This is a genomic window from Roseiflexus sp. RS-1, assembly GCF_000016665.1.
In the GTDB taxonomy this organism is placed as follows: domain Bacteria; phylum Chloroflexota; class Chloroflexia; order Chloroflexales; family Roseiflexaceae; genus Roseiflexus.
In genome coordinates, this window is record NC_009523.1 from 3,791,281 (window position 1) to 3,806,211 (window position 14,931).

General features: G+C 62.0%; 14 protein-coding genes. 2 read left to right on the top strand and 12 right to left on the bottom strand.

Translation table 11 applies throughout. The annotated features are described in order from the left end of the window. Window positions 1–110 precede the first annotated feature (110 nt). The 10 genes from cas1 to ROSERS_RS15535 all read right to left on the bottom strand — a co-directional run bounded on the left by cas1 (window position 111) and on the right by ROSERS_RS15535 (window position 9,505). Window positions 111–1,109, bottom strand: a complete 999-nt coding sequence (cas1, locus tag ROSERS_RS15485) for a CRISPR-associated endonuclease Cas1 (RefSeq protein ID WP_011957720.1) — start codon at window positions 1,107–1,109, stop codon at window positions 111–113. Window positions 1,110–1,616: 507 nt separating this feature from the next. Next, window positions 1,617–2,951: a reverse transcriptase domain-containing protein gene (locus ROSERS_RS15490; protein WP_011957721.1), complete on the bottom strand. Its 1,335-nt coding sequence runs from the start codon at window positions 2,949–2,951 to the stop codon at window positions 1,617–1,619. Between the two features lie 32 nt (window positions 2,952–2,983). Beyond that, window positions 2,984–3,448: a ribonuclease HI family protein gene (locus ROSERS_RS15495; RefSeq protein WP_011957722.1), complete on the bottom strand. Its 465-nt coding sequence runs from the start codon at window positions 3,446–3,448 to the stop codon at window positions 2,984–2,986. Beyond that, window positions 3,445–3,633 carry a hypothetical protein gene (locus tag ROSERS_RS26490; protein WP_011957723.1) on the bottom strand — a complete coding sequence of 63 codons (189 nt, stop codon included), beginning with the start codon at window positions 3,631–3,633 and terminating at the stop codon, window positions 3,445–3,447. Before ROSERS_RS26490 ends, ROSERS_RS15495 begins: the two co-directional genes overlap by 4 nt. A 643-nt stretch (window positions 3,634–4,276) precedes the next feature. Continuing rightward, on the bottom strand, window positions 4,277–4,798 hold the full coding sequence (locus ROSERS_RS15505) for a DUF3368 domain-containing protein (RefSeq protein WP_011957724.1): 522 nt from the start codon (window positions 4,796–4,798) through the stop codon (window positions 4,277–4,279). Next, entirely contained in the window at window positions 4,795–5,097 is a 303-nt protein-coding gene (locus ROSERS_RS15510) for a UPF0175 family protein (protein ID WP_011957725.1), read from the bottom strand. Before ROSERS_RS15510 ends, ROSERS_RS15505 begins: the two co-directional genes overlap by 4 nt. Before the next feature lie 840 nt (window positions 5,098–5,937). Then, complete coding sequence (csx15, locus tag ROSERS_RS15520) at window positions 5,938–6,315, bottom strand: CRISPR-associated protein Csx15 (protein WP_011957726.1); 378 nt, start codon at window positions 6,313–6,315, stop codon at window positions 5,938–5,940. Then, window positions 6,312–7,061 carry a hypothetical protein gene (locus tag ROSERS_RS15525; protein ID WP_041333821.1) on the bottom strand — a complete coding sequence of 250 codons (750 nt, stop codon included), beginning with the start codon at window positions 7,059–7,061 and terminating at the stop codon, window positions 6,312–6,314. Before ROSERS_RS15525 ends, csx15 begins: the two co-directional genes overlap by 4 nt. Further along, entirely contained in the window at window positions 7,039–8,097 is a 1,059-nt protein-coding gene (locus ROSERS_RS15530) for a helix-turn-helix transcriptional regulator (RefSeq protein WP_011957728.1), read from the bottom strand. The genes ROSERS_RS15525 and ROSERS_RS15530 overlap by 23 nt, the downstream gene beginning before the upstream one ends. A 10-nt stretch (window positions 8,098–8,107) precedes the next feature. After that, window positions 8,108–9,505 (bottom strand): TIGR02710 family CRISPR-associated CARF protein, encoded by a 1,398-nt coding sequence (locus ROSERS_RS15535; protein WP_011957729.1) that lies wholly within the window; start codon window positions 9,503–9,505, stop codon window positions 8,108–8,110. A 326-nt stretch (window positions 9,506–9,831) separates the two neighbouring features. On the opposite strand from ROSERS_RS15535, the gene ROSERS_RS26140 reads away from it, so the two are divergent. Further along, window positions 9,832–10,137: a hypothetical protein gene (locus tag ROSERS_RS26140; RefSeq protein WP_157041107.1), complete on the top strand. Its 306-nt coding sequence runs from the start codon at window positions 9,832–9,834 to the stop codon at window positions 10,135–10,137. A gap of 364 nt (window positions 10,138–10,501) precedes the next feature. On the opposite strand, the gene ROSERS_RS15540 is transcribed toward ROSERS_RS26140, so the two are convergent. After that, window positions 10,502–12,052, bottom strand: coding sequence for a serine hydrolase (locus tag ROSERS_RS15540; RefSeq protein ID WP_011957731.1), 1,551 nt, complete (start codon window positions 12,050–12,052; stop codon window positions 10,502–10,504). A 355-nt stretch (window positions 12,053–12,407) separates the two neighbouring features. Here ROSERS_RS15540 and ROSERS_RS15545 point away from each other — a divergent pair, with 355 nt between their 5' ends. Beyond that, a complete protein-coding gene (locus ROSERS_RS15545) occupies window positions 12,408–13,505 on the top strand; it encodes a hypothetical protein (RefSeq protein WP_011957732.1) in 1,098 nt (365 codons plus the stop codon). 9 nt (window positions 13,506–13,514) lie between these two features. On the opposite strand, the gene ROSERS_RS15550 is transcribed toward ROSERS_RS15545, so the two are convergent. Further along, window positions 13,515–14,756 (bottom strand): S1C family serine protease, encoded by a 1,242-nt coding sequence (locus ROSERS_RS15550; protein WP_011957733.1) that lies wholly within the window; start codon window positions 14,754–14,756, stop codon window positions 13,515–13,517. Window positions 14,757–14,931: the final 175 nt, after the last annotated feature.

Below are 14,931 nucleotides of genomic sequence, written 5' to 3' on the forward strand. Positions count from 1 at the left end.
CTCTTGTGCATGTTGAGATTTCGACATCCCTTGCAAGGCGGCATCGAGGCGGGGAAGCACAGGGCATCTCCAGCATACCGCAGAGAGCCGTCGCAAATGTATCGATCTCCTCAGTTATTCAGACTGAATCCTGTGTACTGTTCCTGCTCACCGCGAACGATACGCGCAATCGCCTGCGCCTGCAGCAGGATCACCCGTCGCAACGGCGTCTGCTCGCCGCCAGGCAACCGTACCTTTGTCTGAAGCATCGATTCATACCGCTGCACCAGCAGTGTACGCCCGACATCATCGAGGTATACGGCATCCGGTCGTTCCTGCGGATGGTGAAAATGTTCGCGACCAATCGCATTGGTACGCACCAGATCGATTACCAACCGGTCGACGATCAACGGGCGAAACTCCTCCAGCAGGTCGAGCGCCAGTGATGGACGACCAGGCTCGATCACATGAAACACGCCCAGGTACGTATCGAGACCGGTGATCTGCACAGCGGTAATGACATCATGGAGCGCCAGCGTATACCCGAATGAGAGCATGGCGTTGATCGGGTCGGGCGGCGGGTAGAAGGCACGCCCGCCGAATCCCCACACCGGCGGAAGCGATGCGCGCCACGCGCCGAAGTATGCCGCCGCCGCTGCGCCTTCATGCCCGCGCAGCATGTCCACATGCGGCGCGTTTGCTGCCGCAGTCAGCGCTGCATCGATCTGCGCGATCGCCGTCGCTGCGGCTGGCCACCCGGTCGCTGCCAGCAAACGACGCTGATTGGTCAGTTTGGCGCTCACAATGTCCTTTGCCAGGCGCAGGGCGCGATCCGGTGCACCGACAAACTGCATCTGGCGTATGCGCAGATCGCCGAAGCGTGATGGTCCGGCAGTCAGTGTGGCGTAATGGCGGCTGCCGTGCTGATTGGTGAACGTCACCGGAATGCCGCGTTCAAGCAGATCGATCAGCAGCGCCGTCGAAAGTTGCACCCCCCGCCCCATCAGCACAACCTGGTCAATCTTCGCCAGTGGCACTTCGCTCAGCGTCTGCCCGTCTTTCGTGATCAGCACCTGATTATCACGTTTGCGCACCATCACGCCCTGTTCCTGGATGTAAAGGGTTGGCATGGATCGTTCCTTTCTTTGCCGGTTGTCTGCGCTCACTACGCACCCGTCCGGCGCATCGAGACCCTTCGCCCTTGCCCGCGCGCAACGCGCAACGCTCCACGTGCAACGTGCAACGTGCAACGCGCAACGCTCCACGTGCAACGCGCAACGCGCAACGCGCAACGTACAACGTTCAACCTTCAACGCCCCAACCTTCAACCTTCAACGCCCCAACCCTCAACCTTCAACCTTCAACGCCCCAACCTTCAACCTTCAACCTTCAACGCCCCAACCTTCAACCTTCAACCTTCAACGCCCCAACCTTCAACCTTCAACGCCCCAACCTTCAACCTTCAACGCCCCAACCTTCAACCTTCAACCTTCAACGCCCCAACCTTCAACCTTCAACCTTCAACGCCCCAACCTTCAACCTTCAACCTTCAACGCCCCAACCTTCAACCTTCAACCTTCAACGCCCCAACCTTCAACCTTCAACGCCCCAACCTTCAACCTTCAACGCCCCAACCTTCAACCTTCAACCTTGCGCTTCATCCGTCGGCGCGCATTGCGAAGGGCGTCGCGCAGTGCGCATTCCGCTTCAGCAAAATCGACCACTCCTTCGCCGAGGCGCAACCCGCGGGCGCGCGGCGCAAGCGCGGCGCCCAGAAATTCGATCCCGTCGGCATACGCTGTGATATGCGTCTTCTCTGCGTTCAGCGTGAGGCGCAGAATATGCAATTGCCGCTGCGCAAACTGCAATGCGCATTCCGCTTCTTCCTGCGTTGCGCACATCACGACAAAATCGTCCATAAAACGCACCAACCGCAACCCCTGGCCCATCATTGCGACATCGAACGGATGGAGATAGATGTTCGCCAGCAACGGCGAGAGCGCGCCTCCCTGCGGTACGCCACGTCTGCTGGCGTGACGCAGCCGCGCAGCCGCTTCGCTCAATGCCAGCGCGCCAACCGCCACAGCGCCGGCGACCGCAAGACGCCGCCCGCCAATCCGTTGCAGGTAGGGCAGCGCCTGTCGCGCGCCGTCAATCACCGGACGCGCCAGCATTACCGCCGTCCAGAGATGCGATTCCAGCCCCGGCTGACGCGGCGCCCAACCGTCTTCGCCGATGCTGCCACCCGGCGTCTCCCACATCGCCGCCGCATACGGTCCAACAGGCGGGGGTGGATGCAGCCGCTCCGCGCCCCACGACAGCGCGCGGCGCACTGCCGCCTCGCCGCGCTGAAGCGGAGTCGGCGGCGTATCACCCGGCAACGCCGCTTCACCCTGAAGCACACCGGCTTCCAGCCACTGCGCAATCAGTTTCAGCACCGGCAACTCATCGATGCGCTGACGCACCAGACTCAGCAGCACCCGTTGATCAAGGCTATCGAAGCAGGTGGCAATGTCGGCATCAACCACCCATCCCAACCCCTGATCGGCATAGCGCTGCACCCGCGCAATGGCATCAGGAACGCCGACATACGGACGACAACCGTAGGAACAATCCAGAAAACACGGATCGAACAGCGGATCGAGCACCTGCTGAACGGCGCGTTGCGCCACCCGATCACGAACGGCGAGAATGGCGATCGCGCGTTCACCGCCGCTCGCCTTGGGAATGGCAACCCGCTTCGCGGGCAGCGGTCGATACGTTCCCTGCTGCAACTCGTCCGCCAGTTGCGCCATCTGGCGCGTCCAGTCGACTTCGAAATCACGCAGCGTCACTGCATCCAATCCGGCGCTGCGCCCGCGACGCGCCACGTGGATATTACTCCGCACCCGCCGCCACGCCAGAGTAAGGTTTTCGACGCTGCAAATCTGTGGCATGAGCGGCGGTCCCTGGTAGCGTGGAAAAAGAGGCATCGCAGTACTCCTTCTCTATACCCTGAGACAGTTCACATATCACTGTTGACCGTAGCAAGACCCGCTTCTCGACCGACACGCGCAAGCCAGCCGCGTCCGTCGAGCGCCTCCCACGCCAGCGCGTCCGCCAGACGGTTGAGTTCGCGCGGAATGGCGATGAACGTCACGCTGCCGTGCTGAAGGACGAGCATACGGGCGCGTTCGTGCAGCGGTTTGAGCGCCATCGCTCGCACAGCATGCCGTCCTGTGAGTTGATCGACCACAATGCGGCTATCGGTCAGGCACCGCACCGCCACGCCGGGAAAACGCCGGATGACCAGCGTTAACCCGGCAATGACCGCCAGATACTCCGCCTCGTTGTTGGTCGTCGCCGGTGCGCGTTCGCACGACCACGCCAGCACCGCGCCCGCCTGGTTGCGCACGATGATCCCCAGCCCCGCGATACCGCGCGGCGGGCAACCAGGCGTACCGTCGACCTGAAGCAACAGATGGCTCACGACGGCATCCCCTGAATCAGGAGCACAAGACCGGTCAGCAGCATGGCGGCAATCAGCAGAATGATTGCAATGCAGCCGCGCAACAGACTGGTTATGATCGACCAGAACACCTGCGACGGCGCAACCAGCGCCACGATTGCCAGGAGCGTGACCAGCACTGCCGGAATAACCAGACACCAGGACATTGCCGTTCCTCCTTTCCCGACCTGCACTGATAACCTGGTCAACGCCCTTGTGTCTGGGATGCAATCGGGGGATCAGGCGTCTGCTCGTAGCATAGCAAACCACCCCGTCACAAACGTGACGCGCGGAGATTGTCGGGAAAACTCTTCGTCATACGTGGGCACCGAAATGAATGTCGGTCGACGCGGTCGCCGCCTGGGAGCGCGGGCGTCCCTGTCTGCCGGATGCACGCCGGAGACGCGCGTACCCAGGGCGTCTCACCCGCCTGCGCGCCGGAGGCGCGCGTACCCAGGGCGTCTCACCCGCCTGCGCGCCGGAGGCGCGCGTACCCAGGGCGTCTCACCCGCCTGCGCGCCGGAGGCGCGCGTACCCAGGGCGTCTCACCCGCCTGCGCGCCGGAGGCGCGCGTACCCAGGGCGTCTCACCCGCCTGCGCGCCGGAGGCGCGCGCACCCAGGACGTCATCGCGGCGCGACCGCAATCGCGGGCAACCGAAATGAATGTCGGTCGACGCGGTCGCTGTGGGGGGCAGGGGGGATCACCGGAGCGTCTCTGCCTGCCTGGTGCGCGCCGGAGGCGCGCGCACCCAGGTCGTCATCAGTGCAGGCGGGTGTTACCTGGACATGTGATCGGCATCCCGGCATAGTCAGGTTTCCGCTGGTCCGCGATTGATGAGAAGGCTCAGGTCGGTCCATGGCGCATAATAGCCCTGAGCAATCATTGCCTCCAGCCATCCATTTGCCTGAGCCAGCGGAACCAGACCTCGTTCCACTGCAAGGACGAGACAGCCAATCGATCCCGAAAACCGCGCCTGCCGCAGCCGCGCTTCGGCGCGTGCAGCCCGGTCATCGGTCAGCATCAGCCAGTTGCGTTGGAGGGCGATGGCTATGCAACTGCGTTCACCACGATGCAATCCCGCTGATAATGTTGCAGCCAGGCGCAGCTCGGTTTCAGTCAAACTGACAAGATGAAGCCATCCATCTTGCGTAAATGGGAACATATGCTGTTCGATATCGGCGAAAAATGCGTATCCCTCACGCTGTGCATCCTCAATTTCAGCAAATACCTCAGCTGGCAGGTAGACGCTACCGAAGATGTGGCGCAGCACCGCAAGCTGGCCAACACTTGCGAAATTTGAGAGCACAGTGGTGTTACTGACCACGCTCACGAACGCGGCCTCAATTCCTCATACAGGGCATCCACTTCCGCCCGGGCTTCTTCGACCGTTTCCGGACCAAGCTGGAGCGGAATACCGCGTTCACGCAGGATGTCGCGCATCTGCGGCCAGCTGACGCCAGCCAGGTCGGCGGCCTGAGCGAGCGAGATCGCCTCATGCTGATACCGATAGATCGCGAGATTGATGCGCAGATCGGGGCGATTGCGAAGCAAATGGCGTAGCGCATCGACGATAACGGCATTATCATCAGCGTACAGCTTTGCTTTGACAAGATCCTGTACCGTGACCATTGCACATTCCTCCTTCGCCCCTGAGGTCATGTCATATGTCTCAGCAGGTATGTATTGTACCACTGCGGCTGGCGACTGACGCGCTGGCAGGATCGATCCGGTTGGCGGGGCCATGACGCAACCAGGGCAGAAGTAGATCGGATACGGGGTGAGCAGTATCAGAAATGCAGCGTTGAAGGAAGATTTGGCGCACAACCTGATGTTGGCCGCAGTTGGCTGAACCCGCCAACACCGTCCCCAGCACCCAGCGCGTCAGGGCATGCTGGCGGCGCTGCGGCAAGGCAGGCAGGCAGGCCTGAATCACGGCGCCCGGTACTCGTTCCGCAGTCGAGCATGGCATCCCCTCCTCCTTGCGCGAACAATGATTTCCCATGGTCGGACCGAGATGGTTGCCCGGCACCCGCTGCCACGAAAGGGTTGACAGGTTGAACGCTTATCTCCCCTTTCAACCCCGTGTGGGAGAAGGGGGCAGGGGGGATGCGGGGCAAACGCGCAGCGCAACGGAGTGGTCGTCATCGCGGCGCGACCGCAATCGCGGGCGACCGAAATGAATGTCGGTCGCCGCGGTCGCTGCCTGGGAGCGCCAGCGTCTCGCCCGCGTGCGCGCCGGAGGCGCGCGTACCCAGGGCGTCTCACCCGCCTGCGCGCCGGAGGCGCGCGCACCCAGGGCATCTCCACTTACAGTGGGAGAAGGGAGTCGCTCACAGGGATAGATTTTTTGGCAAGCCCCTGCGTGCCATCTCCCATTTCAGCCGTCAGGACGCCCAAACTCCCCCTTCTCCCCGTGTGGGAGAAGGGGGCAGGGGGGATGCGGAGCAACCGCGCGCCGCAGCAGCGTGATCACCGCCTGCGTCGCGCTTCCTCACGAATGGCTTGCAGATTGAGAATCTCGGCGACCTCGTACCTGGTGGGGATTGAACCGGCAATCGGGCGGATATTCACCATCGCCGGAAATTGTCCGGAGCGCCCGTGAATCTCCGCCAGCAACGCAACCGCCAGCGGTGCCAGCGCGGGCGGATTGATCAGGAGCGGGATGGTCTGCCATTCGTCAGGGGTCAGACCCGCCCGATCCGCCAGTTCCGCCGCAACCACAGCGAGCGGGCGTTCCCGATCGATCTGCGACTCAATGGCGCGCACCTCTGGCGCGGCGCCGATGATCTCGACAATCCGGGCGATCTGTTGTTCCGTCAACGGGTGGGAAAAATTCAGAAGGATCATGGCGCTACCTTTCCTATGCCTGCAAACCTGATCTGTTTCGGCGCTGTCGCGCTATTGATGATAACATTGCCCTCCTTGTTGTAGACTGCCGGATAGTACTGCACCGACGTATCCCAGTTGCGCGCCGCCAGTGCCATTCCAACGCTCATCACCGCCGTGCCGCCGGTAATGTCAACCGCCGCTGGCAACGCCTGCACCGGTCCGTGCGCCTCACGCAACGCCTGCATCGTCGCGCGAAACGTCTCGTCGAGCGACGTGGCATCGGCAATGTCGATTGTGTGGACATCCACATTGTTCTCGATCAGCCACTGGGTCAGATCACTTAACTTTGATCGAGCGTCGCGCCGCACCTGCGGCGACACAATCAGCCAGCAATGGCGCAGCGCGCGACCCGGTTGATGCCATTCGAGGATCGCCCGCTCCGGACCCTGGGGACGCAACCCGACCGGCAACACCAGCGCGCTGTGCGGCTCGATGCGCTCCGCCGGGATCACCTCGATGGTCTGCGTCTTCCTGGCGATCCCTTCGATCACTCTGCGCACGCCCCAGACGAGGAAGGGAAAGATCAGCGCCGAACCGACAATGATCCCGATCAATGTGGTCGGTTGCGCGCCAAACATCAGCAGCACCAGTTCGTACAGCGCATTGCCGAGCATAGCCAGCACCAGCGACGCGACGATGAACAGCGCCGGTGCGCGCGAGTCGAGAAACGGCGCCAGAAAGTCACCCAAACGATTCAACTTCACGTTCTCCTCCAGGCTGTTCAGCATCGGTTGCGTAGAGCGCAACCATGCGTTGTACGCTTTCGCGCATCATATCCACCAGTTGCGCCGGTTCGATCACGCGACAATGCTCACGATAGCGCATCAATATCTGGTGAGCGCGCCACAGATCGTTCGTGACCGCTGTCACCTCCGCCGAACCATCGTCGGCGTAGGCGATCTCACTTTTCGGAAACCAGTGCGCCACATCGCGCGTGCGCGCCACCGCTGGCGCCAGCCAGTAGCGCAACGTGTACGTCGGTCGCCGGTAGTCGCGGTGCAGCGCGTTCGGCAGACGCCGCACACTGTTGGGAACGATGCGATCAAGGCGGTAGAGCACAAATCGCTCGCGGAGCGCCGGGACGTCGCTCTGAAGACAGAACGCATCCAGGTAGGTGTGTCCCTCGCGATAGACGAATTCGAGCGGGGCGACCCGATGGTGCAGTGCGGCGCCATCGGGGGTGTGCGGCGAGCGGTAGTCGAACTCGATTTCACGCTTCCTGATCACCCCTTTCAACAGATTCATCATCGTATCGACGCCACGCGCCGGTGCACGCGGACGATCAACCCGCGGCGATGCGGTCATTTCACGCAACTGGTTGCGACGTTTTTCCGGCATGAGCAGCGTTACGCGCTCCAGAAAGGTGCGGATCTGCCCGGCAAGCGGAAGATCGCTCTCGCTATACGCATCGATCAGGAACGCCACTGCTTCGATCTCTTCGTCTGGCAGATCGAGCACCGTCAGGTCTCCCGGTGAAACCAGCACATATGTACCGTTCCGTTCACGCTGAATATCGCAGTTATACTCCTGGCGCAGCGCGGCAATGTCGTGACGCAGCGCCGCCGCCGCATCGGATGGATAGATCCCATCAGGCACATCAGGGAATGCGGCATTGGCATCAGCGATCAGAACACGCCCCGTCGCCGATCCGCGAATGAGACGTTGCACCAGAAAAAGACGCCGCCGATGGATGAGTTGAGAACTGCGCTTATTGCCGCCACGTCGAGACCCTTCGCCCATGACCACCTCCTCAGGCTGCAAGTGAAACGAACCGATGGACCCGCTCCCACTCCTGGCGCGACCTGCCGATCAGTGCAAAGAAGCGATCCAGCAATTCCTCGACAATATCGGCGAACTGTTCGTACTCAAGGGAGGAAATCGGGCGGAACCCATGCGCCAGGATACTGGTGTTGCGCACATACGAGCGCTGGCGAATATCGCCGATATTCCATCCGCGCACCAGCGGATCGTCGAGCGCCTGGAGCAGCATATAGCCGTCGAACAGCGCGATGGAGCGTTCTGAAGAAGGCAGCGGGTACTGTTTGCGAAACCCCTGGTCGCGCTGCGCCTGCCGGTAGCGATCATCGAGGTCAGGGACGCGCCGCAGGGCGGCATCAAACGATGGTTCCGCCGTCCAGATGCCGTAGGTCGCCAGGCGATGCTGCGACAGCAATTCCAGGCAGCGGTAGCGCATCAGCGCCGCGACATCGTAGCGTTCCTGGGCTGCGCGGCGCAGTGCGGCGCTGTGAAGCGAACCGAGCAACGCCAGCCCCTGATTCAGATCGCGTAGTGCCGTCAGCGCATCGGCTGGCGGGGTCTTGCGCTGGGTCAGACGTCGGTTGATGGCGGTTAACTGCGCCAGCGTCTCGCGTTGCGCCTGCAACACACTCCGCGCTGGCTGCAGATCGGCTGGCAGATCGGCGCGCGCCAGCACGCGGTCGAGCGCATCACCCGCCTGATGGGGCGCAAAACTGTCCCACGCAAGGTACGCCGTCGACAGATCGGCATAGATCGCATAATCGGGATTGTCCGGAACCCGCTGCGCCAGATCGCGGAAGATCTTCTCAGCGCTGGCATAGTCGTGGTTGTTATGTAAACGACGCGCCTCAGCCGCCTCCAGGTCGCCGAAGACGGTATACGGGTCTTCCGGTGTTGCGAGGCGCTGCGTTCCGGGCACCGGACGACCATCGGCATAATCGCTATCGACATAGACTGCCGCCAGGCGCAGCACATGCGCTGCTTTTGCCAGCCCAACGGTCATCGTCGATTTACCGCCGGTCAGATCGACGGCAATCTCGTGACGCTCCAGGTCGCGCCAGCGATCAAGAACCGTCCGCAACCCGGTGTAGACGCGCAGCACACTGGAATAATCGCCGTCCGGGCAGAACCAGTCATCGGGGGAACAGCGCAGCGGCGCCTGATCGGCGACCTGCGCGAGTCGTTGACGCACCTCGTCCAGCTTTGGGCGGGATTGATCGGTGAGCAAAAACGCTACCCGCTCCGGGTTGAGACCGGCGATCAGGAGCGCCGGTGTATCCGCCTGAAGTGTACCGACCAGCACCAGACCGCGAAATGCACACCCGTCTGCGGTAGCGCGAAAGGACGCGAAGATTTCGGGAAAAGGGATCCGCTTATCAGACGCCGTCATTACTACACCTCCCACTGCGCTGGATATGTCTGCTGAAGAGTATACATCCAGAAGCCGTCACAAACGTGACGGACCGCAGGGAAGCAGCGATGTGTCATCGCAAAGGGTGCCGATATTCAGTGCGGCGTGAGTGTGAGAAGAGGACGCCGACATTGATCGCAGCGCGCGAAGCGCCCCACAACAGGCGACCTCTCAAGTGTAGAGTTTTTTGGGAGAGATGAGCGATGTTCTGCATTCCTATGCGCCTTTGCCCCTCATCTCCCCACCCCCTTCTCCCACAAGGGGTTGAAAGGGGGTGAGGTGTCGGGGTCGGGGCACGGCATGCCGTGCCCCGACGTCGCTGCCGCGTCGCGGTATGCCGCGCCCCGACGTCGCTGCCGCGTCGCGGTATGCCGCGCCCCGACGTCGCTGCCGCGTCGCGGTATGCCCCGCGCCCCGACGTCGCTGCCGCGTCGCGGTATGCCGCGCCCCGACGTCGCTGCCGCAACGCGGTATGCCGCGCCCCGACGTCGCTGCCGCAACGCGGTATGCCGCGCCCCGACGTCGCTGCCGCGTCGGCATCACGAGCGGGAGCGCTGACGGCGCTGCATCAGGTTTCATGCGCCGTCTACAGTATTTCTCAGATACCTTGACTCTTGTCCGAATCTACCGTGTCGCACCAGGCGTCCGTTTCCAGCAGGGCGTAGACCGAAATTATGGTTTTTGAAGAAATAATCCGCTCTCGCCCGCGCAGGCGGGCTTTGCCCTGGATAGCCAAGGGCTTAAGTCCCACGGCTAGCGCAGTAGAGCGGATTATAGCAGTTCCCATAGAAGTTGAACCCAATGGACAGGGTTGAACGCTCCCAGAATCGCACGCCCCACGTGACAACCGAAATGAATTTCGGTCTACACTCTGCCGGACGCGGGCACCGCGCGCGACGCGGTAGACACAGACGGCTGAAAAACGCCGTCATTTCCACGCGGGCGAGAAAAGTACGCTGCATGGTCTGCACATGCTCAGAGGTTCTGTGCTGGCAGCGGGTTGAAGTAGGTATAGACCAGTCGTGAGAACGCGGCAATCGTGGACATCATGATCCGGTCAGGGACCGGCGCATCACCTGCAGCAATCGGACGATACACATAAATCGCTACTACATAGTCGCCGCCGGGGGAGCGCACAATCCCTACATCTGCCTGCATATCCTCAATCCAACCGCTTTTGTGCTCAACTCTTACCCCTTCAGGAATACCGGCGACCATCCGTCGTTTGTCGCCATTTTCGGCGAGGCGGTCGAGCATCTCGAGACACCGTTCCGGTGTGAGGGTATCACCGAACTTCTCCAGCAGCATTCCTTCACCGCGCGCGCAGCGATCGACCTCGGCGTACAGACTCGCCATTTCCCGCGGGGTGGTGCGCAGGTAACGCCCTGCCTCGGTGTACGGCGGCTTTCCGCCGCGGGCAGGACCCGCCTTCACCTTCAGTTTCATCAGTTTGATGTAGTCCTGCGCCTCGAATGGGACGTACTGAAATGTCTCAGGAAAGCCGAGGTCAGCCAGCATCTTGCTCATTCGCTCTGCGCCGACGATGGCATCCTCGGTGCCGACGCCGCCGATCGACGCGGCAAGGAGCGCATTCGCTGCCAGATTGTCGCTCTCGACAATCATGTTGCGCAATGCGGTTTGCTGCTTTTCGGTGAAATCAGGGAGATTGATATAGGCGTTGAGCATGATCGGCATTTTGATCGTGCTGGCGGCGGCAAATGCGGTATCGGGATTGAGTGCGGCAACGACTTCGTCCTGCGCCAGATCGTAGACATACACGCCGATCACCCCGCGCCATGTTTCAGCCATCGCCTGAAGCTGATCCTGGAGCATCTGCGGATCTGGACGTGCCGCCAGTCCACGTTGCGGGGTCAGCGTCAGTGTTACGCGCCGCGGCGCGCCGACAGAGCGCAGGCGGTCGTCGATCTGTCGCACAGCATCATCGATGTCGATGCTCAACCCGCCTTCCATGACGAAACTGCGCGAAATTGCAGCGGTTCCAGTGATGATCGAAAACTGCGCCGGAATGCTTGCCCGTTCATTCAGCGTTGCCAGCGCTTCGCGCAGTTTTGCTTCATCGTAGACCACATGCAAGGGGATGCGCCTGCCAGCCGACGCCGCGCGCGCAGCGTCGATCATAGCATCGAGATCCAGGCGCATATCGATATCTTCGACACGCAGCAGCAATTCCTGATCACCGGCGCGAATATCGAGCGGGCGCAGCAACGGCGCCAGGCGCGCCGTCAATTCACGCCGCGCTTCGGTGGGCGTCAGCCCACCGACCTCGATGCCCGCGATATAGACCCCCTCCGCCAGGCGCGGCTCTGGCGTGGCGGTGGGCACAGGAGTCGGTGTGGGAAGCGGTGATGGAACCGGCGTCGCCGTGGCATCCGGTGTCGGTGAAGCCACAGATGGCGGGGCGACCGATTGCGCTGCCGGTGTACTGCATGCGACCAGCAGCAACAGACTGATGAGAAGATACCATCTGCGCAGCAACGTGGCGTGCGCTCGTGTCGTGTCGTTCATGAACGAAATGCCTCGATGAACATAGACTCAGGAATGTGTGGAAGAACCAGGAATCGAGAACTGAGAACCAGGAACCGAGAAACGGATGAGGGGCCTGGGGTCAGGGGTTGGAAATCCTCTCCGCGTTCAACCTTCAACACCCTCGCGCCACTGCTCTCGCTGCCGGTCTGGGCGCAGCGTCGCTGCGCCCCTGCGTTGCCTCCCGCCGCCGGTCCCGGCGCAGCGCCGCTGCGCCCCTACACGTTGTCGTCCCACGTTCAACGTGCAACGTTCAACCTTCAACCCCTCGCGCTTCGCGCCTCGCGCCTCCGAATGGTATACTACCACATATTTACGCGACGACTTGCGCAACGGTATGATTACGACCCTTCCTGAACGGATCGCAGCGCTGCCGCCAGCGGATCGTGCGCGGTGCGAACGTCTCTTTTTCGTCCAGCGCACCGAGGGGCGAGCGGTGATACCGGCTGCAATGGAGTCCTGGGTGACTGCCAGTTTTGGCGCGATCGATCGGGTGCGTCACCAGACGATCGTGCGGGTTGTCAACCGTTTCACCCTCGAAGGAACGCTCTTCAACCCGCTGCGCGCTCTACGACCGGCAGGAGCGATGGTGAGCGACGAAGAACTGCACGCCTGGATAGCCGCCGAGTTGAACCATCTCGACTTCTTTGCGCAACCACTCGATGCGACCAGCGCCGACGTGTTTGGACGCATCCGTGGTCGCTTCTGCATCAGCGCGTCGAACATCGCCAAATACGACGGCTGGCACGGGCTGGTGATCTTCGATGAACCACATCCTCTCCGCTTCGACCGCGATCAGTTCGCTGATTACCTGGACGTCGCGCTGCGCTGGCTCGAAACGGCTCACCGCCACGACCCCCAGGCCATCTACCCGATGATCACCTGGAACTGTCTGCCGCGCAGCGGCGCCACCATCGCCCACGGACATATGCAGATGTCGCTGGCGCGCGAGATGCACTACACCCGCCCGGAACTCTGGCGGCGCGCTGCGCTTCAGTACGGCAGCGTCGAGCGCTACTTCGCCGATCTGGTGATGACCCATGCCAGCCTGGGTCTGCTGCTCGCCGATACGCCCGACGGTCAGATGTTTGTTCACCTGACGCCGCTGCGCAACCGCGAAGTCATTGCACTGCTGTCGCTTCCATCAGTTTCTTCATTGCCCGCTCTTGCCGAACGTCTGACGGCGTTGATCTACCCGACGCTGCGAGCGATGATCGACCGCCAGGGCGTGCGCGCGTTCAACGTCGGCATCGCACTGCCGCCGTTGACCGACGCAACCGGAGCGTGGAACCGCATGCCGGTCATTGCGCGCCTCGCCGACCGTGGACCGGCGCTGAGCGTCCGCAATGACTGGGGGGCGATGGAACTGTTCGCCACCGGTTGTGTCACGGTTGACCCGTTCGAGGTGGCGACAACGCTCCGCCGAACAGGATAGACGCTGCGCTCATGCCTCCGGTCGCGTGCCGAGCGTGACGTCGAGCGACAGTTGCTCACTATCGCGCAGCACTTCGAGCGTCACCACATCACCCGGCTTGTACTCCAGCAACAACGCGCGCAGCGATTGTCCTGGACCGATCGGCTTGCCGTTGACCTTTGTCACAATATCGCCGCTGCGCAAACCCGCGCGCGCCGCCGGTCCGCCCGGCTCGACGGCAGCGATCAGCGCGCCAGCATTGACCGGCAGATTGTTATCGAGCGCCAGCATTGCATCGATGGTACCGAACCGCACGCCGAGGAAGGGATACACAACCTTGCCGTTCGCAATCAATTGCTCACTCACCCGCTTCGCAATCGAACTCGGCACCGCAAAGCCAAGCCCCTCGGCAGGCGCTGACCCCAATCCGCCGCCGCGCACGACAAGAGTGTTGATGCCAATCACTTCACCCCGCAGATTGATCAACGGACCGCCGCTGTTCCCGCTGTTGATCGCCGCATCGGTCTGGATCAACCCTTCGGGCGCATTGCCGCCGAGTGAACGGTTCAGCGCACTCACCACGCCGACAGTCACAGTATTGCGGAAATCACCCAACGGGCTGCCAATTGCAATCACCGTTTCACCGGGTTGCAGCGCGTCGGAGTCGCCCAGCACCGCAACCCCCGGCACCGGACCATCAACCTTGACGACTGCCAGGTCCATCAACGGATCGGCGCCGATCAGTTTCGCGTCGCGGCGCGAACCGTCATAGAAGATGACCGAGAGCGAACGATGCCCCTCAATGACGTGATTGTTTGTAAGAATGTAACCATCGGCGCTGATGATGACCCCTGAACCGCTCCCACGACGCACCAAACCGCCCGGCTGATCCGGAAGCGGAAACGGCAGATCGCCGAGCAACGGCGATGCCTGCGCGCCAGATGCCAGCGTATTGACAACTGTGACAACCGCCGGCGATACCTTCTGGACGACCTCGACCACCGGCGAGGCGGATGCCGGTGCGACCGGGGCGATGGTGGGCGCTGGCGCAATCGTCGGCGCTGGCGCTGGCGTGTTACCGGGAGCGACCGTGGGCGCTGGCGCCGACACCGGAACAGGCGCCGGACTCGTCGGCTGCGCCGCGATGCGCTCTATCTGCTGCTGCGTCACATACCAGGCAACGCCGCCACCAGCCAGTGCGCCGATCAGCGCACCGATCAGCAACGTTGCGATCATGCCAAAGATCAGGGCAAATTTTGTTCCACGCTCCATAGAGCGACCTCCTGTGCTATGCTTCTGTATAAAGTATGCGCTCCCGATATAAACACAATGTTAGACCAGCATAAGAAACTGCTAAGTCTTGAGCGCCGGTAGTAAAGGCATCGTTCCGGGTTGGCGCAGAACTGCGTATGCGGTATAATGTGGAAAAGTATGATTTCAAGCCGTC